The sequence below is a fragment of the Streptomyces sp. NPDC057280 genome, from assembly GCF_042668605.1.
GTDB lineage: Bacteria > Actinomycetota > Actinomycetes > Streptomycetales > Streptomycetaceae > Streptomyces.
The window spans coordinates 858,604-878,014 of record NZ_JBHUYR010000003.1 but is presented as its reverse complement, the minus strand read 5'-3'; the positions used below and the strand labels follow the sequence as shown (position 1 = coordinate 878,014).

At 70.9% G+C, this 19,411-nt stretch carries 14 protein-coding genes; 5 read left to right on the top strand and 9 right to left on the bottom strand.

Annotated features, from left to right (window positions below):
• Positions 1-10 precede the first annotated feature (10 nt).
• On the bottom strand, positions 11-388 hold the full coding sequence (locus ACFUO4_RS22610) for an MGMT family protein (protein WP_079311775.1): 378 nt from the start codon (positions 386-388) through the stop codon (positions 11-13).
• A gap of 185 nt (positions 389-573) precedes the next feature.
• Here ACFUO4_RS22610 and ACFUO4_RS22605 point away from each other — a divergent pair, with 185 nt between their 5' ends.
• The 5 genes from ACFUO4_RS22605 (at position 574) to ACFUO4_RS22585 (ending at position 8,748) form a co-directional block, all read left to right on the top strand.
• Positions 574-3,288, top strand: coding sequence for a lysylphosphatidylglycerol synthase domain-containing protein (locus ACFUO4_RS22605; RefSeq protein ID WP_383487441.1), 2,715 nt, complete (start codon positions 574-576; stop codon positions 3,286-3,288).
• 94 nt (positions 3,289-3,382) lie between these two features.
• Positions 3,383-4,927 (top strand): alpha/beta hydrolase, encoded by a 1,545-nt coding sequence (locus ACFUO4_RS22600; RefSeq protein WP_383487438.1) that lies wholly within the window; start codon positions 3,383-3,385, stop codon positions 4,925-4,927.
• A 153-nt stretch (positions 4,928-5,080) separates the two neighbouring features.
• On the top strand, positions 5,081-6,634 hold the full coding sequence (locus ACFUO4_RS22595) for an alpha/beta hydrolase (protein ID WP_383487435.1): 1,554 nt from the start codon (positions 5,081-5,083) through the stop codon (positions 6,632-6,634).
• A gap of 736 nt (positions 6,635-7,370) precedes the next feature.
• Entirely contained in the window at positions 7,371-7,451 is an 81-nt protein-coding gene (locus ACFUO4_RS22590; RefSeq protein WP_383487914.1) for a hypothetical protein, read from the top strand.
• 544 nt (positions 7,452-7,995) lie between these two features.
• Positions 7,996-8,748, top strand: a complete 753-nt coding sequence (locus tag ACFUO4_RS22585; RefSeq protein ID WP_383487432.1) for a hypothetical protein — start codon at positions 7,996-7,998, stop codon at positions 8,746-8,748.
• Between the two features lie 318 nt (positions 8,749-9,066).
• On the opposite strand, the gene moeZ is transcribed toward ACFUO4_RS22585, so the two are convergent.
• The 8 genes from moeZ to ACFUO4_RS22545 all read right to left on the bottom strand — a co-directional run bounded on the left by moeZ (position 9,067) and on the right by ACFUO4_RS22545 (position 19,410).
• Positions 9,067-10,245 carry an adenylyltransferase/sulfurtransferase MoeZ gene (gene moeZ, locus ACFUO4_RS22580; RefSeq protein ID WP_242766151.1) on the bottom strand — a complete coding sequence of 393 codons (1,179 nt, stop codon included), beginning with the start codon at positions 10,243-10,245 and terminating at the stop codon, positions 9,067-9,069.
• A 63-nt stretch (positions 10,246-10,308) separates the two neighbouring features.
• The gene (locus ACFUO4_RS22575; RefSeq protein WP_383487429.1) at positions 10,309-11,061 is read right to left on the bottom strand and encodes a spherulation-specific family 4 protein; all 753 of its coding nucleotides are present in this window, start codon (positions 11,059-11,061) and stop codon (positions 10,309-10,311) included.
• Positions 11,049-12,011 carry an NAD(P)-dependent oxidoreductase gene (locus ACFUO4_RS22570; protein WP_097268743.1) on the bottom strand — a complete coding sequence of 321 codons (963 nt, stop codon included), beginning with the start codon at positions 12,009-12,011 and terminating at the stop codon, positions 11,049-11,051. Before ACFUO4_RS22570 ends, ACFUO4_RS22575 begins: the two co-directional genes overlap by 13 nt.
• Before the next feature lie 648 nt (positions 12,012-12,659).
• A complete protein-coding gene (locus ACFUO4_RS22565; RefSeq protein ID WP_383487425.1) occupies positions 12,660-13,970 on the bottom strand; it encodes a hypothetical protein in 1,311 nt (436 codons plus the stop codon).
• A complete protein-coding gene (locus ACFUO4_RS22560; RefSeq protein WP_383487422.1) occupies positions 13,967-15,661 on the bottom strand; it encodes a DUF3492 domain-containing protein in 1,695 nt (564 codons plus the stop codon). Before ACFUO4_RS22560 ends, ACFUO4_RS22565 begins: the two co-directional genes overlap by 4 nt.
• 190 nt (positions 15,662-15,851) lie before the next feature.
• Positions 15,852-17,441 carry a dipeptide ABC transporter ATP-binding protein gene (locus ACFUO4_RS22555; protein WP_383487419.1) on the bottom strand — a complete coding sequence of 530 codons (1,590 nt, stop codon included), beginning with the start codon at positions 17,439-17,441 and terminating at the stop codon, positions 15,852-15,854.
• Positions 17,438-18,427, bottom strand: a complete 990-nt coding sequence (locus ACFUO4_RS22550) for an ABC transporter permease (protein ID WP_383487416.1) — start codon at positions 18,425-18,427, stop codon at positions 17,438-17,440. Before ACFUO4_RS22550 ends, ACFUO4_RS22555 begins: the two co-directional genes overlap by 4 nt.
• Entirely contained in the window at positions 18,424-19,410 is a 987-nt protein-coding gene (locus ACFUO4_RS22545; protein ID WP_383487413.1) for an ABC transporter permease, read from the bottom strand. The genes ACFUO4_RS22550 and ACFUO4_RS22545 overlap by 4 nt, the downstream gene beginning before the upstream one ends.
• Position 19,411 lies beyond the last annotated feature (1 nt).

The following is a 19,411-nucleotide window of genomic DNA, read 5'->3' as shown; positions in this document are numbered from 1 at the left end:
GCGGAAGCTGTCAGGTGTGACCCTCCGCGCGTTCGCCGCCGTCCCATCGCGCCCGTTTCATGTCCAGGCGCGGCAGGTGGCCCTCGGCGGCCCTGCTCGCCGTCCTCAGGGGCGTGCCCTCGTCCCGGTAGTGACCGAGGGCCCGCAGCTCGTGGCCGGGCAGCAGCACGCCGTCCGAGCGGACGACACGCCACCACGGGACGGCTCCTCCGTAGAGCGCCATCACGCGGCCGACCTGGCGCGGGCCGCCCTCCTCCAGCCACTCCGCGACGTCGCCGTACGTCATGACGCGCCCGGGCGGGATCAGTTCGGCGACCTCCAGGACCCGCTCGGCGTACTCCGGCAGCGCGTCCGGCGGGACGTCCTGCGGCAGGCTCTCGTCACTCATCCGCCCCATCCTGCCCCACCCCACCGACAATGTGACGCGCTGACCACCGCGGGTGACCCTCGCCCTGGAGCGGCGCTTCCGGCAGACTGTGCGCCCCGCGTTTGCACCCTGATGCCCCCGTGTGTCGGTGGAGCATGCCACCATCGTGCGGGCGGTGACCGGTGATACGAGATCAAGAAGAGACGATGAAGCAACAGGGTGTGCACCCGGAGGGCGCGGAGAGCACCTCTGACGCTTCGTCGCGTCCGGGCACCGATGACGCGGACGACGCGTCCGCGACCGGCGACGGTTTCGACGACGAGGTCCACACCGACGAGGTCGAGGGTGACGAACCCCTCCTCCCCGCGCGCGTGCACCGTCCCTCGGACCTCATGCGGCTGCTGGTGGGTGTGCTCGCGATCGCCGTGCTGCTGGCGATCGCCGCGTTCGCGCACGGCACGACCTCGGGCCTCGAACAGGACATCAACAAGGGCACCGGACAGGCGCCCGACCTGCTCATCAAGATCGCCGGGCTGGCCTCCAGCATCGCGATCCTGCTGGTGCCGGTCGCCTTCGCGATCGAACGGCTGATCAAACGCGACGGACTGCGCATCGCCGACGGCGTGCTCGCGGCGGTCCTCGCCCACGGTGTGACACTCGCCACCGACCTCTGGGTCGCCAAGGCCGCCCCAGACTCGATCCAGGAGGCGCTGACCCAGCCCTCCCCCGGCGACATCCACGCCCTCACCGACCCGGTGCACGGCTATCTCGCGCCCGTCATCGCGTACATGACGGCGGTCGGCATGTCGCGGCGGCCGCGGTGGCGCGCGGTGCTGTGGATCGTGCTGATGCTCGACGCCTTCTCCATGCTCGTCACCGGCTACACGACGCCGTTCTCGATCATCCTGACGGTGCTGATCGGCTGGACCGTCGCCTACGGCACGCTGTACGCGGTCGGCTCGCCCAACGTCCGGCCCACCGGGCGCACGCTGATGGCGGGCCTGCGGCACGTCGGCTTCCACCCGGTCAGCGCGGCCCGCGAGGAGACCGCGGAGACACCGGAGACCGGTGACCGCGGCCGGCGCTACTTCGTCACGCTGGAGGACGGCCCGCCGCTGGACGTCACGGTGGTCGACCGGGAGCAGCAGGCCCAGGGATTCTTCTACCGCGCGTGGCGCAATCTGACACTGCGCGGCTTCGCCACCCGCAGCAGCCTGCCTTCCCTGCGCCAAGCCCTGGAGCAGGAGGCACTGCTCGCCTACGCGGCGATCGCCGCCGGCGCCAACGCCCCCAAGCTGATCGCCACCTCCGAGCTCGGCCCCGACGCCGTGATGCTCGTCTACGAGCACACCGGCGGGCGCACCCTGGACTCGCTGGCGGACGAGGAGATCACCGACGACCTGCTGCGGGACACCTGGCACCAGGTGCGCGCCCTGCAGTCCCGGCGGATCGCGCACCGCAGGCTGGTGGGCGACGCGATTCTGGTGGATCGTTCCGGCACGGTGATCCTCACCGACCTGCGCGTCGGCGAGATCGCCGCCGGGGACCTGCTGCTGCGCATGGACATCTCCCAGCTGCTGGTGACGCTCGGCCTGCGCGTGGGCGCCGAACGCGCGGTGACGGCCGCGGTGAACGTGCTCGGGCCGGACGCCGTCGCCGACTGTCTGCCGATGCTCCAGCCCATCGCGCTCAGCCGCTCCACGCGCGCGACACTGCGCACCCTGGCCCGGGAACGCGCCCAGCGCGAGCGCGAAGCGATCCTGGAGGCCTCCCGGCTGGCCAAGCAGGCCAAGCTCGACGAGGCCCACGAGGACGCCAAGCCGGTCCTCGACAAGCCCGACAAGAAGGCCGTAAGGGCGGAGGCGCGGGCCGAGAAGCGAGCCATCGACGAGGCCCTGGAAGAGGCCCGCGAGGACGACCTGCTCACGCTGATCCGCCAACAGGTGCTGCTGATCAGGCCGCAGGCGCCCGTCGAGCCGGCCCGTCTGGAGCGAGTGCGGCCGCGCACGCTCATCAGCTTCATCGCCGGTGCCATCGGCGCGTACTTCCTGCTGACACAGCTCACCCACATCGAGTTCGGCCCGCTCATCCAGAACGCGGAGTGGGGCTGGGTGGCCGCGGCCGTGCTGTTCTCGGCGGCCAGTTACTTCGCGGCGGCGATGTCGCTGCTGGGGTTCGTGCCGGAGCGGGTGCCGTTCCTGCGGACGGTGGGCGCCCAGGTCGCCGGGTCCTTCGTGAAGATCGTCGCGCCGGCCGCGGTGGGCGGCGTCGCCCTCAACACGCGCTTTCTGCAACGCGCGGGCGTGCGGCCCGGCCTGGCGGTGGCCAGTGTCGGCGCCTCGCAGCTCTTCGGGCTCGGCTGCCACATCCTGATGCTGCTGTCCTTCGGCTATCTGACCGGCACCGAGAAGACGCCGTCGCTGTCGCCGTCCCGGACGGTCATCGCGGGTCTGCTGACGGTGGCGGTGCTCGTCCTTGTCGTCACCTCGGTGCCGTTCCTGCGGAAGTTCGTCGTCACGCGCGTGCGCTCGCTCTTCGCGGGCGTCGTGCCGCGCATGCTCGACGTGCTGCAGCGGCCGCAGAAGCTCTTCACCGGCATCGGCGGCATGCTCCTGCTGACCGCCTGCTTCGTGATGTGCCTGGACGCCTCGATCCGGGCCTTCGGCACCGAGGGCTCCTCGATCAGCATCGCCAGCGTCGCCGTCGTCTTCCTCGCCGGAAACGCGCTCGGTTCCGCGGCTCCGACGCCGGGCGGCGTGGGCGCGGTGGAGGCGACCCTGACGGTCGGTCTGATCGCCGTGGGCCTGCCCAGCGAGGTCGCCGCACCCGCCGTCCTCCTGTATCGGTTGCTGACGCTGTGGCTGCCGGTGCTGCCGGGCTGGCTGGCCTTCAACCACCTGTCCCGCAAGGGAGCGCTGTAGGCGCGCGCGCGTGTCCCGTACGAGGGGCACGCGCGCGTACCTCGTACGGCCCGTGCCCCGAGCGGGCCGCCCGGCCCGACCGCAGGATGGGACCATGCCGAACCCTCCCCGCCTGCGGGCCGCAGCCCTGACCGCCTCCGCCGTCCTGCTGTCCACCCTGCTGGCGGGCTGCGGTGACGACTCCAAGGATCAGGACCTGACGGCTCAGAAGCTGAGCTGGAAGGACTGCCCGGCCCCGTCCACGGCGGAGGGCGGCGGTGACGCCCCGTCACCTCTGCCCAACGGCGCCGAATGGCAGTGCGCCACCCTCAAGGCCCCACGGGACTGGGCCGAGCCCAAGGGCGACACGATCGATCTGGCGCTGATCCGGGCCAAGGCGAGCGGCGACGAGAGCCGACGGATCGGCTCCCTGATCTTCAACTTCGGCGGCCCCGGCGGCTCCGGCGTGACCACACTGCCCGCCTTCGGCGAGGACTACGCGAAACTGCGCACCCGTTACGACCTGGTGAGCTTCGACCCGCGCGGGGTGGGCCGCAGCGCCCCCGTGGAGTGCCTCGACGACCTCCAGCTCGACGCGTACTTCCAGCAGGACGTCACCCCCGACGACGCGACCGAGCGCACCAAGCTCCTGGACAACACCAAGGAGTTCAACGCGGCCTGCGAGGACAACTCCAAGAAGATGCTGCCGCATGTGCGCACCACGGACGCGGCCCGCGACATGGACCTGATGCGCCAGGTCCTGGGGGACGACAAGCTGCACTACTTCGGCATCTCCTACGGCACCGAACTCGGCGGTGTGTACGCCCACTTGTTCCCGAAGAAGGTGGGCCGGGCCGTCTTCGACGCGGTCGTCGACCCGACCGAGGACTCCGAGCAGGGCTCGCTCGGGCAGGCGAAGGGCTTCCAGCTCGCGCTCGACAACTTCGCCGAGGACTGTGTGTCGAAGACCGAGGACTGCCCGATCGGTGACAGCGTCCAGGACGTCGAGAACCGGATCGCCAAGCTGCTGAAGGACCTCGACCGCACGCCGATCTCCGGTGTCGGCCTGCGCAAGCTGACCGAGACCGCGGCGACCAGCGGCATCGTGCAGTCTCTGTACTCGCAGGACTTCTGGGAGTACCTCACCGAGGGCCTGGACCAGGCCTACGACGGGGACGGCAGGATCCTGATGTTCCTGGCCGACTCCATGAACGGGCGCAACGAGGACGGCACGTACAGCAACGTCACCGCGGCGAACATCGCCATCAACTGCGCCGATGACAAGGCCCGGTACACCGAGGACTACGTCGAGCGGAAGCTCCCCGAGTTCCGGTCCGCCTCCCCGATCTTCGGCGACGCCATGGCCTGGGCGATGATCAGCTGCGCCGACTGGGCCGTGGCGGGCGCCGCGGACCACCCCGACGTGAGCGCGGCCGGTTCGGCGCCGATCCTCGTCGTCGGCAACACCGGCGACCCGGCCACGCCGTACGCCGGGGCGCGGCGGATGGTGGAGGCGCTGGGCGCGGGCGTCGGCGTCGAGCTGACGTACAAGGGCCAGGGGCACGGCGCGTACGACAGCAAGAACAAGTGCGTGCAGGGCGCGGTGAACGGCTATCTGCTGGACGGGAAGGTGCCGGCGGCGGGGACCGTGTGTTCCTGACGCTCGCACCTCGCCTGCCCTGACCCTCGCATCTCGCGAAAACTGCAGGTCAGAACGTTATCCACAGGCCTCGGCGGGCGTCGTGTGATCCGCCTACCATGGCATGACCGCCATCCGCGGCACGGTGCGGACGGCCTGCATGGGGGGACCGCGATGACGCGTTTCGTACGGTGGACGGCTCTGGCCGCCGCCGCGGCACTGCTGGTGGGGGGCTGTAGCGGCGGCTCGACCGACGACGGGAAGGGCGACGGGGGGACCGGCGCGGCCACACCGTCGGCGAGCCCCTCCGACACCGCGGCCGCCGCAGCGCTGCCCTCCTCCCTGACCTCTCAGAAGCTCGACTGGGAAGGCTGCAAGGGCACCTCCGACTCCCCCGCGCCGAGCAGCGAATGGCGGTGCGCGACGCTCAAGGTGCCATTGGACTGGGCGAAGCCAGCGGGGAAGACCATCGGCCTCGCGCTGATCCGCGCCAAGGCCCGCGGCGGCGACCGGATCGGCTCCCTGCTGTTCAACTTCGGCGGCCCGGGCGGCTCCGGCGTCTCGATGATGCCGCTGTACGGCGCGACGGTGTCCGCGCTGCGCGAGCAGTACGACCTGGTGAGCTGGGATCCGCGCGGGGTCGGCGGCAGCGAGGGCGTACGCTGCCGCAGCGACAAGGACATCGAGTCCGCCGAGTCGATCGACGCCACACCCGACACCGCGGCCGAGGAAGCGGTCTACTTCCAGGACGCCACCGCCTTCGGCAAGGGCTGCCAGAGGGCGGCCGGCGAGCTGATGGCACACGTCTCCACCACCGACACGGCTCGCGACATGGACCTGATGCGCCAGGTGCTGGGCGACCGGAAGATGCACTACTTCGGCATCTCGTACGGCACCGAACTCGGCGGCGTCTACGCCCATCTGTTCCCGAAGAACGTGGGGCGGCTGATCCTCGACGCGGTCGTCGACCCCAGCGCCGACACGATCGGCCACGCCGAGAACCAGACCCGGGGCTTCCAGCGCGCGCTGGACGACTACCTCAAGTCGACCGGCCAGGACCCCGAGCAGGGCACGCGGAAGATCGCCGCGCTGCTGAAGGACCTCGACGCGAACCCGCTGCCGACCGGGACCTCGCGCAAGCTGACCCAGACGCTCGCGGTCACGGGCATCGTGCTGCCGCTGTACAGCAAGGCCAGCTGGCCGACCCTGACCAGCGCGTTGAAGGCAGCGGAGGACGGTGACGGCTCGGAGCTGCTGACGCTCGCCGACGACTACAACGAGCGGGACACCTCGGGCCACTACGGCACGACCACCCACTCCCAGCGGGTCATATCGTGCTTGGACGACAAGCAGCGGCCGACCGCTGCCGAGACGAAGAAGCTGCTGCCGAGGTTCGAGAAGCTCTCGCCCGTCTTCGGGGCGTTCCTGGGCTGGGACACGGCCGGCTGGTGCCACGACTGGCCGGTGGCCGGGCAGGGGGACACCCCCGAGGTGAGCGCGCCCGGCGCGGCGCCGGTCCTCGTGGTCGGCAACACCGGCGACCCGGCCACGCCCTACGAGGGCGCGCGGAAGATGGCGGACGAACTGGGCAAGGACGTCGGGGTGGTCCTCACCTGGAAGGGCGAGGGACACGGGGCGTACGGCAGCGGGAGCGACTGCGTCGACGCGACCGTGAACGCGTATCTGCTCAAGGGCACGGTGCCGAAGGACGGCAAGGTCTGCTCATGACGACGGCGGGGCCGCACGCACCCGTGGTGCGAACGGCCCCCGCCGTAGGGGAGACCTTCGGTCAGTAGACCGGCTAGTCAGGCGGGAACCTGCCTGAACTGCTTGTTCCCTATCTCGTTACGCCTCCTGGGCCGTCGTGGGGCCGTCATCGTTCTCGGGGCCGTCCCCGAAGGCTCGGTCCACGGCTTCCCTGGTCCGCTTCTCGCTGCTGGGCATCAGGTGCGTATAGGTCCGCAGAGCGAAACCCCAGCCCAAAGCCGCTCCGTACGTTGGTTGGCGGTCCTGAGGAGGGGTGTGGCTCTAGAGTCGCTGCCCCCCGGTGGCTCCGGTGGAGTGGCCGCCCCGCTCTTCGGGACGCTCTAGCCGCTGATTCAGATCTGCGTATCGATCGCTGTTTACGGAGCTGACGGCGGGGTGTTCCTCGGGCCGAACGGCTTGCTGGCTGAACCGAGGAGAACGCACATGGCCGAGCAGCTGGCCCACCTCTGGGTCGGGATCTCGCCGGTAAAGCCCATCACTGGCTCGCCGCGGTGACGAAACCGGGGCAACGATCTGGAGCAAGAAGGTCCCCAACGACGAGCACACGACTCTGACCGCTCTCGGCGGGTCCCTCGTCCTATCCGACAAGGCGCACTGGGCGTTGACAGCGCCGGCACCACGTCCGCGCTGCTGCCGACCTTAACTCGCCACCCACGGCCAACAGGCCGTCTGCATTCCCGGCCGAACGATCAACTGGATGTCCGGCGTCTACCGCGGCGAAGCCAAGACCGACGCCCGGGACGCCTACGTGATCGTCGACACCGCCCGCATGGGGTGAGACTTCCCCTCCATCCACGTCCCCGCCCAACTGGCATCCGATCTAGTCCTGTTGACCGCCCCGCACCAACCTGATTCGCCGACCGCGTCCGCACGCTCAACCGGCTCCGCGACATGTGCACCGGGATCTTCCCGCCCTGGAACGGGCCTTCGACCACGCCGACAACGAGCCTTCTTCAACGCCCTGTGCCGCGATGCCGAATGCCGGTTCCACAATCACGCCTTGGGCCTGCTCGACGGGGCCGCCGACACCGACGTCTGACACTTCATCGGCGACAGCCACAGCCTCTTGACTCGGCCACTAAAACTCCGCCGACCTCGTTTGACCGGCCTGCGCCTTGCCGAAAGCAAGACGAGCGCACCGGAGTGGCGAAATAACCCAATCGGAGTCACTCTTGAGAGAGGAGTTTGGGGGATTGAGGCCGTTATACAGCCGCTCGGTGTGCTACTTCCAATCATGGGTGAGCACCTCCGCGGCTAGGCCCTGCGCACACTACAGAAAGATCCGGGTTACGCAACCCATTCGCCATGACATAAGGAAGGCTGTGAGTCAGATGCCGTCTCAGGACGAAAAGCGCCGACAGCTCGAGAATGACCTTCGCCAGCATGTGCATCGCGTTGACTCCATCAAGGATGAGCTTCGAAATCTCAACAACGAGCTGAGGATCCACAACATCCTGCTGTCACTTGGTCGCAACGAGAAGCTCCTGGCTTTGCTTGATCAGCTGCGCGACGACGAGGGGCTCATTCGTGAAGCACGCCAAGGTGGCCGCTCGTTCTTTGAGGCTAGAGGCGTCGATCTACCTGACGAGATCCAAACTGTGACCAGCGCCCCCACAAATCAGGGGATCAAGTTTCGCGGCATCTTCCTAGATGATGCCGGGCGCGAGTTCGAAGTGGCATGGGACACCCACAACGGATACGGCGGCATGCATCCCGACCTACGCGAAGCAAATAAGAAGCCACTAAACCTTTCCCTCTCCTACGAGAAGGTGCGCACTCAGCTGAGCACGGACTTCACAATAATAGGGAGCGGGTATTCGCCCGGAGGTCAAGTCGCGCTCGGCATCGTCAACGAACCTGGGAAATCGGTTGAAACAACTTTGCTTGGAACAGTGACCGCTCAACCAAGTTCCACCAATCCAAACATTGGCGTCTTTCGGCAATTCTATCGGGCCTGGTACCTAACGCCACCGGACCCACAGACTAGGAGCCCCCTATTCTTCGGCAGGGACGTGACTCACGATCAGGGCACGCTTCAAGCGGTCCCCAGCTCACTTTGGTACCCCCTGATCTAACCCCGGGTCAGATCGACCTCTGACAGCCGTGCCACACCGAGCGCCCTCCCGGGCCGCCCTCGGGCCGTGGAAGGGCGCTCAATGGTGACCAACGTCGACAGCTACCAACAGAGCAGCAGGTCAGGACGTTGATCAACGATGCAGCCGCAGGTTACGGCCCGCCGCTGGCCAGTTGTGGCTGCACAGATGGGCGCGTCACGCGGGCCGTCTTTGGGCTGCCCGAGGTCCGATGCCGACCAACAACGACAGAAGCCCACGGCATCCGAACTGGTCAGAGCCGTGGGCTTCTTCGGTCTCGCTGGTCAGCGAGAGCAGTGATCAGTAAACCGGCTTGTGCGGCTCGATCTGGTTGACCCAGCCGATCACGCCGCCGCCGACGTGCACGGCGTCCGCGAAGCCCGCGGACTTCAGCACGGCGAGTACTTCCGCACTGCGGACACCCGTCTTGCAGTGCAGGACGATCTTCTTGTCCTGCGGGAGACCCTCCAGAGCGGTGCCCATGAGGAACTCGTTCTTCGGGATGAGCTTGGCGCCGGGGATCGAGACGATCTCGTACTCGTTGATCTCGCGGACGTCGATGATCTCGATGTTCTCGCCGTCGTCGATCCACTCCTTGAGCTGCTTGGGAGTGATCGTCGAGCCGGCGGCCGCCTCCTGGGCCTCCTCGGAGACGACGCCGCAGAAGGCCTCGTAGTCGATGAGCTCGGTGACGGTCGGGTTCTCGCCGCAGACCGCGCAGTTGGGGTCCTTGCGGACCTTGACCTGGCGGTACTGCATCTCCAGGGCGTCGTAGATCATCAGGCGGCCGACGAGGGGCTCACCGGTGCCGGTGAGGACCTTGATGGCCTCGGTGACCTGGATGGAGCCGATGGACGCGCACAGCACGCCCAGCACGCCGCCCTCGGCGCAGGAGGGGACCATGCCCGGCGGCGGGGGTTCCGGGTAGAGGCAGCGGTAGCAGGGTCCGTGCTCGGACCAGAAGACCGAGGCCTGGCCGTCGAAGCGGTAGATCGAGCCCCACACGTACGGCTTGTTCAGCAGCACGCAGGCGTCGTTGACCAGGTAGCGGGTCGCGAAGTTGTCCGTGCCGTCGACGATCAGGTCGTACTGGCTGAAGATGTCCATCACGTTCTCGGCCTCGAGCCGCTCTTCGTGAAGGATCACGTTCACGTACGGGTTGATGCCGAGGACGGAGTCGCGCGCGGACTCGGCCTTGGAGCGGCCGATGTCGGCCTGGCTGTGGATGATCTGCCGCTGCAGGTTCGACTCGTCGACCTCGTCGAACTCCACGATGCCGAGCGTGCCGACGCCCGCCGCGGCCAGGTACATCAGCGCCGGCGAGCCCAGGCCGCCGGCGCCCACACAGAGCACCTTGGCGTTCTTCAGCCGCTTCTGCCCGTCCATCCCGACGTCGGGGATGATCAGGTGGCGGGAGTACCTGCGGACCTCGTCTACGGTGAGCTCGGCAGCGGGCTCGACCAGGGGTGGCAGCGACACGGGGACTCCGTTGGTCGGTCAATCATTACGGTTGTTCTCCCCGTAACACTGCCATGGCCTTTTTCATTCCGAGACACCCGTCCCGATCCGCGAGACGATTTCGTCCCAGTAGCCGGGCATCGTCTCCCAGGGGTCGGTGCGGCCGCCCCGGTCCGTGCGGTCGGTGAAGTAGATCGTGGCGGCGCCCTGCCAGCGGGCGATGCGCAGGGCCTCGTCGAGATGCGGCCCCGGCACGCCGTGCACGAAGTGGCAGAAGCGGTCGGGCGGATAGTCGGCGGTCCACTCCGCCACCTGCGACCAGCGGTAGTCGCTCCACGGGCCGGAGAAGGTGACGAGTTGGTCCGCGCTCTCGGCATAGCCCGGGTAGGGGTGGGTGCCGTGGCCGAGGACGACGTGGGCGTCGTCGCGGATCGCGCGGAGCGTGGTGACCGTGCGGCGGATCTCCGGGAGCGCGGTGCGTTCGGTCGGGCAGCGGTCCAGGAGGAAGCCGTCAACCTTGTACCAGTCGAGGTAGCGCTGCGCGTCGGAGACCATCTCGCCGAACGACCGGGCTCCGTACGTGGCGTCGATGTGGCCGAGCACGCGGAGGCCCGCGTTGCGCAGCCGCCCGGCCGCCTCCAGACAGTGCGGGTCGGGGCGGCTGCCCGGGCCGTCGGCGACGTTGAGGACGACCCAGTGCAGCGGCGCGGTGCGGGGGCGGGTGAGTTCGGCCCACTCGGCGGGGGCGACGAGGGGGTGGGCGAAGCCCGGGATGCCTAAGCCGGTCTGGAGGCCGGTGGCGTGGGTGGTGGTGTGAGTACTGGTCAGATGCGGCATGCCGCCTCCATCCAGATGTCCGCCAGGGACTCTTCGAGGTTGATACGGGGGCGCCAGCCGAGGCGGTCGCGGGCGGTGCGGACGTCGGCCTGCTGCCAGCTGCCGCAGCCGTCGGGGTACGGGTAGGCGACCGGGGCCGCGTGGTCCGGTTCGGAGCGGGGGTGGCCGATGGTGGCCCGCAGGGGCGGACCGGGCGGGCCGTCGAGTTCGTGGAGGGCACCGCCGTAGCCGGCCACGCGCGCGAGGATCGCGGCGGCGTCGCGGAGGCGGACGGCACGGCCGGAGCCGATGTTGATGACGCCCTGCGCGGCGGACAGGCTCGCGGCGTGCACGGCGCGGGCGACGTCCCGGACGTCGATGAAGTCGCGCTGGGCGCCGAGGCCGCCGAGCTTCAGCTCGCCGTCCCCGGACTGCATCGCGCGGCGCATGGCCTCGGCGAGGCGGCCGAGGGGAGAGCCGGCGGGGGTGCCGGGGCCTGCCGGTGAGAAGACACGGAGGACCACCGCGTCCAGGCCGGAGCCGAGGACGAGTTCCGTGGCGGCGAGTTTGCTGACGCCGTAGGGGCCGCCGGGGCGGGGGACGGCGTCCTCGGCGGTGGAGCTGCCGGGCTGGCTGGGGCCGTACTCCGCGCCGCAGCCGATCTGGACGAGCCGCGCGCCGCAGCCGCTGCGGCGCAGCGCCTCGCAGACGGTGGCCACGGCGACCGTGTTGTGGCGGGTGAGTTCGCGGGCGCCGCCCCTGGTGGCGCCGGCGCAGTTGACGACGACGCCGGGGTGGACCGCGTCGAGGAAGCGGGTGAGCGCGCCGGGGCTGCCGGACGCCAGGTCGAAGCGGACGTCCGCGTCGTCGCCGCGGCCGAGTGCGGTGAGCTGGACGGCGGGGTCGGCGAGGAGGCGGTCGGCCACGAAGCGGCCGAGGTAGCCGTTGGCTCCGATCAGCAGGACCCTCATCGTGCAGCTCCCGGGGCCTCGTGGTCGGGTCGGGAGGTGATCATCTGGTGCTCTCCTTCAGCGAGGGGGGCCTCCGGGCTCCGGTGGGGGGCGGGGGTGCCTTCCGGGGGCTTGGGTGGGTGGATGGGAGGCGGGGGGTGCGGGGTGCGGTGCGGTGCGGGGTGCGTTGTGGGGTGCGGGGCCGTGTGACGGTCCGCTTGGGCTCTTGTTGTGCGGTGCCGGATCGCGTCGGCTCGTGTTGTGCGGTGCCGGGTTGTGCGGTGCCGGGACGCGTCAGCGCGCGTTGTGCGGTGCCGGGTCCCGTGGGCTCGTGTTGTGCGGTGGTTGTTCGTTGTGGGGCGGGGCCGCGCCGGGGGGTGTCCGTCCTCGGAACGGCGCGGAATCGGTCAGCAATGGAGGGCGCCCGTGTTGACGCGCCAACCGCTGCGGGCGGACACCCCCCGACACGTCCCCTCACCGCCGTCGCCGGGTGCGGCGCCGTGGCGGGAAGCCCCAGGCACGTCCGCCTCACCGCCGTCGCCGGGGGCGGCGCCGTGGTGGGAAGCCCCAGGCACGTCCGCCTTACCGCCGTGCGCGAGTGCAGCGCTGTGGCGGTGTGTCTCCGGCGCGTCCGCGCGCGCTGCGGCTCCGCGGGGGTGCGCGTGCGGCTCACCACCGGAGGTCCGTCGTGGCGTGGGCCGAGGCTCGTGTGAGTCTGCGGGTGGCGTGGAGGAGGAGGGTTGCCGCCGCGGCGCCGCAGGCGAGGGCCGGGACGGCGCCGGGGCCCCAGGTGTCCACGAGGGTGGTCACCGGGGTGCCCAGGAAGGCGCAGCCGGGGAGGCGGGACGCGAAGGTCGTGGCCAGGGCTGCTGCTTCGGTCGTGACGGTGGCCGTGAGGACCAGGGCGGGGGCATGGGTGAAGCCGTGGGTCGTGAGGAGGCGGGAGAGGTAGAGCAGGGCGCCGAGGGTCATCGTCTGGGCGTACGGGGCCGGTTCGTCCAGGGCCGTCGCGGCCAGGGCCAGCAGGGCCGCCAGCGTGGACAGGTAGAGGGCGAACGCGCCCAGGAGGAGCGGGTGTACGGCTGCGGCGAAGTCCTCCAGGCCTCGGCTCGCCGTCAGTTTGCGGCGGGCCCGGGTGGTGAGGAGGTGGGCGCTCCAGGCCGCGGGTGCCAGAGAGAGGGCGAGGGCCAGGGCGGGGGCGACCGCCGTGGGCCAGGTGGCGTCCGTGGTGCCGGTCGGGAGGGTGTCGGGGCCGCCGGCGATGGCTTGTCGGAGCAGGCCGTCGCCCAGGAGGGCGTACGTGATCAGCCAGCAGGTGAGGCCGCGGGATCGGGGGTGGGTGGGGTGGGTGGTGCTCAGGGGGCCTCTGGTCAGTGCCGCGCGTAAGGCCAGGGCCACGGCGAGGGTACCGACGGCCGCCGTGAGAAGGCGGGGCCGGCCCTGGGTGAGGTGGATGCCGGTGAGTGTCGCCGCGCACAGTGCGCCCGGGAGGAGCGTGAGGAGCGCCCAGTCGGCGCGCGTGCGGGGCGACTCCGGTGGTGCGGTCGGCGTCGGGGACTCGCCGTCCCGGGAGGCGCGGGCGTACATCTCCTCGGCGAGGGAGAAGACGTCCCGGTGGCGGAAGCGGGTCGCGGTGCGGTCGGTGACACCGTGGGCCTCCAGGCCCGCCGCGATCTCCAGGGGGTCGACGGCTCGCTCGCACAGCTCGCGGTGACGGTGCATCAGGGCCTTGACCGGGTCCGCGGCCGTTCGGCGTGGGGTGGGGGCGGTCTGCGCACCGCGAGGCGGGGTGGCGGTCGTCGGGGTGCGGTGGGCGGCCGTGGGTGCCGGGCGGGCGGGCGGCCGCGCTTCGGCGTCGGCCTCGACGTCGGCCTCGGTCGCCGTGCGGTCCCCGTCCGTCAGCCACTCTTCCGACCGCGCGTCCCACGCCCCGGGGCTGCTCGGGGTGCCCGGCCGGTCCCGTTCGTCCAGTTCGCTCATCGCGCCGCCTCCGTCGCGGACAGCGGTGTGTTGGCGCGTACCGGCGGGCCCGCCGCCCAGCCGGGGCCGCCGCGGGCCACCACGCGGGCGCCGGCGCCGGTCCAGCGGCCCGGCATGTGGGCCTCGGCGGGGACGGCGAACGGGCGGGGTTCTCCCGTGGAGTCGTCGAGGACGACCCGGCGGACCGGGTGGCGCGAGACGATCTCCAGGTAAATGCCGTGAAATGCCGTGATGTTCTGTTCGACGGTGAACAGCTCGAGGGCACGGGCGCGTGCGGCGGCGCCCAGGCGCGCACGGCGCTCCGGGTCGCGCAGCAGCGCCACGCACGCCTCCGCGAGCGCCCGCGGATTGCGCGGCGGTACGACGAGTCCGGTGCCGCCGATCACCTCGACCACCGCGCCGACGTCCGTGGACACCGTCGCGCGGGCGCAGAACATGGACTCGACCAGGCTGATCGGAAAGCCCTCGACCACGCTCGACAGCACGGTCACCGCGCCGGACGCGTACGCCTCGGCCGGGCTCGGGATGTCCGGGCCCCCGATCTCCTCGAAGGACACCGGGTTGTCGCCGACGGCGTGCAGCCCGTCCGCCTCGTCGGGGAAGAGCTGCGCGGCGAGCGCCTTGCAGTGGCCGAGGTAGGCCGCGCCCTCGCTGCCCGCGGGGACTCCGATGATCCGCAGCCGGGTCTTGGGCTCCTCCTTGCGGATCTCCGCGAAGGCGTGGAGGAGGGAGATGAGGTCCTTCGTCGGTTCCACGCGGCCGACCCAGGCGAGGGTGTCCGGGTCCGCGCCCTCGGGGGACTCGCCGACCTCCGCGAAGCGGGTGGCGTCCATGCCGGGGTAGACGGTACGGATCTTGTCGCGGTCGGCGCCGCAGCGTTCCTGCCAGCGGCGGGCGTGCGCGTTGCCGGGGGTGATGACGGCGGCCCGGGCGTAGACCTCCGCGGCGAGCCTGCCGTGGAAGGCGGCGAGCAGGGCGCGTACCGGCGGAGAGGCGTCGGCGGCGGACAGGTGGTGGGTGCGCAGCTGGACGCCGTACTCGGTCACCAGCAGGGGTACGCCGGAGAAGTGACGGGCGAGCAGGCCGGGGAGCGCCGCCGGGCCGCCCGAGGCGGCGTGGCAGAGGTCGACCGAGCCGAGAGCGTCGTCCTCGTACCAGTCGAGGGTCAGGGGGCGCAGGGCGCGCTCCAGATGTGCGGCGACGGCGAGCAGATCGGGGACGCGCGCCGCGCGGGCCGCGCGCGGGGCGCCCGGCGTACGACAGGCGCGTTCCAGGGCGCGTACGGCGGTCTCGGAGCGGAGCGCCCCGCTCAGGCCGCCCTCGTCACGGGCGAGTTCGGCGAGGCCGTACAGCGCGCTGCCGAAACGGTCCGCCTCAGCGGTCGGCGCCTCTTCGGAGGGGCCCGCGCACAGAACGGCCGCCAACTCGCCGTAGTGCTCGGCGAACCGTCGGCGCGCGCGGCGCCCGTGGACGATCCCGTCGTCCTCCACGGTCCACAGCGGGGCCGTCCGTACGCGGCTGACCTGCGGCGGCAGGGTGACCCAGCCCTCGTCCTCCTGCCGCCGGCTGCGGCTGAGCGCGTAGATGTCGAACTCGTGTTGATCGAGCCCGCGCACGAGCCGGTCGCACCACAGCCTGGCGTCACCGCTCACATACGGATAGCCACCCTCCGTAAGCAGTCCGATGCGCACGAGTACACCCCCGATCTCCCGTATGGGGAGCCGCCGTTGACCCGGCGGCTCGCAGCGGGACGAACGTATGCGGACAAGGCGGTGGTGCGACGGACGGTTGTCCGTCGCACCACCAAAAGGGGTGAACGCTCGTAACTTTCCCGTGCGGGTCGCGTTCGCTCGCGCTAAGAGATCAAGCAGTTACGTTACGTCAGGCGGCGGCCAGTTCCCGACGGGCGGCTCTGCGCCGGGCGGCCACCTCGGGGTCGAGTGCCGGTACGGCGGCCAGGAGCTGCCGGGTGTACGGGTCCTGGGGGTTGTCGTACACCTCGTCGGCCGGGCCGGACTCGACGATCCGGCCGTTCCGCATCACCGCGACCCGGTCGCTGACCTGGCGTACGACGGCCAGGTCGTGCGCGACGAAGACGAGGGCGAGTCCGAGTTCGCGCTGCAACTCGCCGAGCAGGGCGACCACTTGGGCCTGCGTGGTGACGTCGAGCGCGGAGACGGGCTCGTCGCAGATGATCACGCGCGGGTCGGCGGCGAGCGCCCGGGCGATGCCCACGCGCTGGCGCTGTCCGCCGCTGAACTCGTGCGGGTAGCGGTCGTAGTGCGCCCCTTCGAGCCCCACGCGCTCCAGCAGTTCCGTCACGCGCCCCCTGATGCGCGTCTCGTCGCGCTCGCCCCGCGCGCGGAGCGGGTCGGCTATGGACTCGCCCACACTGCGGCGGGGGTTGAGGGAGGAGACGGGGTCCTGGAAGACCATCTGGACGTCGGGGCGGACTCCGCCGCCGGGCTTGATCTCCCCGGCCGTCGGCTCCAGCAGCCCGACCAGCATCCGGCCGAGCGTCGTCTTGCCGCTGCCGCTCTCCCCGACGACGCCGAGGGTCTCGCCCCGCCGGACGGTCAGCGAGACGCCGTCGACAGCCGTGAAGGCCTTCTTGCCGCGCCCGAACTCGCGCCGCAGGTCCGAGGCCTCCAGGACGACCTCACCGCCCTCACCGGCCACACCGACGGCCGCCCTGCGCGCGTCCACGCGCGGGACCGCCGCGAGCAGGTCGCGCGTGTACGTCTCCCCCGGCGCCCCGAGGACCGTGCCGACCGGCCCGTGCTCGACCGCCCGGCCGTGCCGCATGACCAGCACCTCGTCGACGCTCTCGGCCGCCACGCCCACGTCGTGCGTGACGAGGAGCAGCCCCATGCCGGTCTCCTCGCGCAGCGTGTGCAGCAGGTCGAGGATCTGGGCCTGGACGGTGACGTCGAGCGCGGTGGTGGGCTCGTCGGCGATCAGCAGGGCCGGTTCGCAGGCGAGCGCCATGGCGATCAGCGCGCGCTGGCGCATGCCGCCGCTGAACTCGTGCGGGCGCGAACGGGACCGCCGTGCCGCGTCCGGAATTCCCACTCGATCCAGCACCTCCACCGCACGCGCGCGTGCGGCTCGTCGCGACACACGCGTGTGCACGCGGTACACCTCGGCGATCTGGTCGCCGATCGCGTAGTACGGGTCGAGGGACGACAGCGGGTCCTGGAAGACCATCGCGGCCTTCCCGCCGCGCAGCCGCCGCAACTCCTCGTCCGAGGCCTGCTCCACGTCGATGCCGGCGACCTCGACCGAGCCGCCGACCCGCGCGCCCGTCCCCCGGTGCAGCCCCAGCAGGGCCGAGGCCACCGTGGACTTGCCGGAGCCGGACTCGCCGACCAGGGCGAGGGCGCCGCCCTGCTCCAGCCGGAAGGAGAGCCCGTCGACGGCCCGGAGGGAGCCGAACTCGACCGTGAGGTCCTGGACGTCCACGAGGCTCATGCGAGCACCACCCGTCGGTCGGCCACCGCGTACAGCACGTCCGCGACGGCGTTGGCGAGGACCACGAAGAATCCGATGACCAGGACCATGCCGACCACGACCGGAAGGTCGACCACATTGACGGCATGGACCAGTTCCTGTCCGATGCCGGGCAGGCCGAACAGCGTCTCGGTGAGCACCGCGCCGCCGACCGCGCTGCCGAAGTTGTTGGCGTTGAGCGCGATGACCGGCGCCAACGCGCCGCGCAGCGCGTGCCGCCCGATCACCGACCGCTCCCCCACGCCGTACGCGCGGAAGGTGCGGATGTGGTCCTCGGCGAGCGTCTCCAGCATCGACGCGCGCGTGAGGCGGGCGAACGTGGCGGACTCGATGAGCGCGAGCGACAGCCAGGGCAGCAGCAGGTTCCACGCCCACTGCTCGGGGTCGTCGGTGAACTTCACGTACTGCGGGAACGGCAGCAGTTGGAGCTGGCCGCACACGACGATCATCAGCACCAGGCCGATGACGAAGACCGGCGTGGCCACGCCCGCGAGCGTGACGCCGGTCAGCAGCCGCTCGCTGAGCCGGCCCCGCCGCCAGGCGGACAGGACGCCGGTGCCGACGCCGAGGATCAGCCACAGCACCATCGCGCCGAACACCAGCGACAGGCTGACCGGCAGCTTGTTCAGGATCAGCTGGGTGACCTGCTGGTCGCTCTGGTACGACAGCCCGAGGCAGGGTGCCGAGCAGTGCTCCACGGAGGTGCCGGTCGAGTAGTCCTGGCCGACGACGAGGCCCTCCAGGAAGTGCCAGTAGCGCACGTACAGGGGGTCGTCGAGCCGGAGCTGCTGGGAGACCTGGTGCACCTGTTCGGGCGAGCAGCGCGGGCCGCAGGTGATCTGGGCGACGTTGCCGGGGGTGACGTAGAAGACGACGTAGACGAGCACCGAGATGGCGAACAGGGTGACGACGGCGCCGAGAGCTCGGCGCAGGAGGAAGCCCGTCATGCCTTGGCCTCCCTCTTGCGGCCCGTGCCGACGCGCAGCCGGGACGCCGCGCGCGGGTCCAGCGCGGTGCGTACGCCGTCGCCGAGGACGGTCAGGGCGAGGACGGTGACGAAGAGCGCGCCGGCGGGCAGCAGCAGGTACTGCGGGGCGGCCTGGTACCAGACGTCGGCGGCGGTGAGCATCTGTCCCCAGGACGGCGTCGGCGGCTTCACGCCGACGCCGAGGAAGGACAGGGCGGCCTCGGCCGAGATGTTGGACGGCACCAGCAGCGCGGCGTAGGTGATGATCGGCGCGGCGATGCCGGGCAGCAGTTCGCGGCGGGCGATGCGCCAGGTGCCCCAGCCGCTGAGCCGGGCCGCGGCCACGTAGTCGAGTTGCTTGAGGGTGAGGGTCTGGGCGCGCACGATCTTGGCGATGGTGCCCCACCCGATCAATCCGATGACCCCCGCGACCAGTACGGGCCGCGGGAAACTCGACGGGACGATCGCGAGCAGTGCCAACGACATGATCATGAGCGGCAGGGCGACGATGACGTCCGTGAACCTGCTCAACAGTTGATCAACCCATCGGTTGCCCAGTGCGGCCGATACACCCACCACAACGCCGATCAACACCTGGACGACCGTGGCGGCCAGCGCGACCCCCAGCGAGACCCGGGCGCCGTACACCAGCCGGGCGAACAGGTCGCGGCCCGTCTGCGGTTCGACGCCGAGCCAGTGGTCCCCGCTGATGCCGCCGAGCGAGCCGATCGGCACGCCGCCGCGCGCGGAGTCCACCAGGGACGAGTGGTACGTGTTCGGGTCCTGGCCCTCCAGCGCGGTGAGCAGCGGCGCCGCGACGGCGACCAGGACGAGCAGCGCGACGACGCCCGCCGCGACCACGGCGGCCCGCTGCGCCCGCAGCCGCCGCCAGAACTGACGAGCCCCCGAGACCCCCGGGACGACTGTCCCGGGGGTCTCGACGGCGACAAGTGCCTCGCTCATC

Bases quoted from the DNA above. Each gene is read 5' to 3' on its own strand.
- ACFUO4_RS22610 (WP_079311775.1), bottom strand. From the start codon at position 388: ATGAGTGACGAGAGCCTGCCGCAGGACGTCCCGCCGGACGCGCTGCCG.
- ACFUO4_RS22605 (WP_383487441.1), top strand. From the start codon at position 574: ATGAAGCAACAGGGTGTGCACCCGGAGGGCGCGGAGAGCACCTCTGAC.
- ACFUO4_RS22600 (WP_383487438.1), top strand. From the start codon at position 3,383: ATGCCGAACCCTCCCCGCCTGCGGGCCGCAGCCCTGACCGCCTCCGCC.
- ACFUO4_RS22595 (WP_383487435.1), top strand. From the start codon at position 5,081: ATGACGCGTTTCGTACGGTGGACGGCTCTGGCCGCCGCCGCGGCACTG.
- ACFUO4_RS22590 (WP_383487914.1), top strand. From the start codon at position 7,371: ATGTCCGGCGTCTACCGCGGCGAAGCCAAGACCGACGCCCGGGACGCC.
- ACFUO4_RS22575 (WP_383487429.1), bottom strand. From the start codon at position 11,061: ATGCCGCATCTGACCAGTACTCACACCACCACCCACGCCACCGGCCTC.
- ACFUO4_RS22570 (WP_097268743.1), bottom strand. From the start codon at position 12,011: ATGAGGGTCCTGCTGATCGGAGCCAACGGCTACCTCGGCCGCTTCGTG.
- ACFUO4_RS22565 (WP_383487425.1), bottom strand. From the start codon at position 13,970: ATGAGCGAACTGGACGAACGGGACCGGCCGGGCACCCCGAGCAGCCCC.
- ACFUO4_RS22555 (WP_383487419.1), bottom strand. From the start codon at position 17,441: ATGAGCCTCGTGGACGTCCAGGACCTCACGGTCGAGTTCGGCTCCCTC.
- ACFUO4_RS22550 (WP_383487416.1), bottom strand. From the start codon at position 18,427: ATGACGGGCTTCCTCCTGCGCCGAGCTCTCGGCGCCGTCGTCACCCTG.
- ACFUO4_RS22545 (WP_383487413.1), bottom strand. From the start codon at position 19,410: ATGAGCGAGGCACTTGTCGCCGTCGAGACCCCCGGGACAGTCGTCCCG.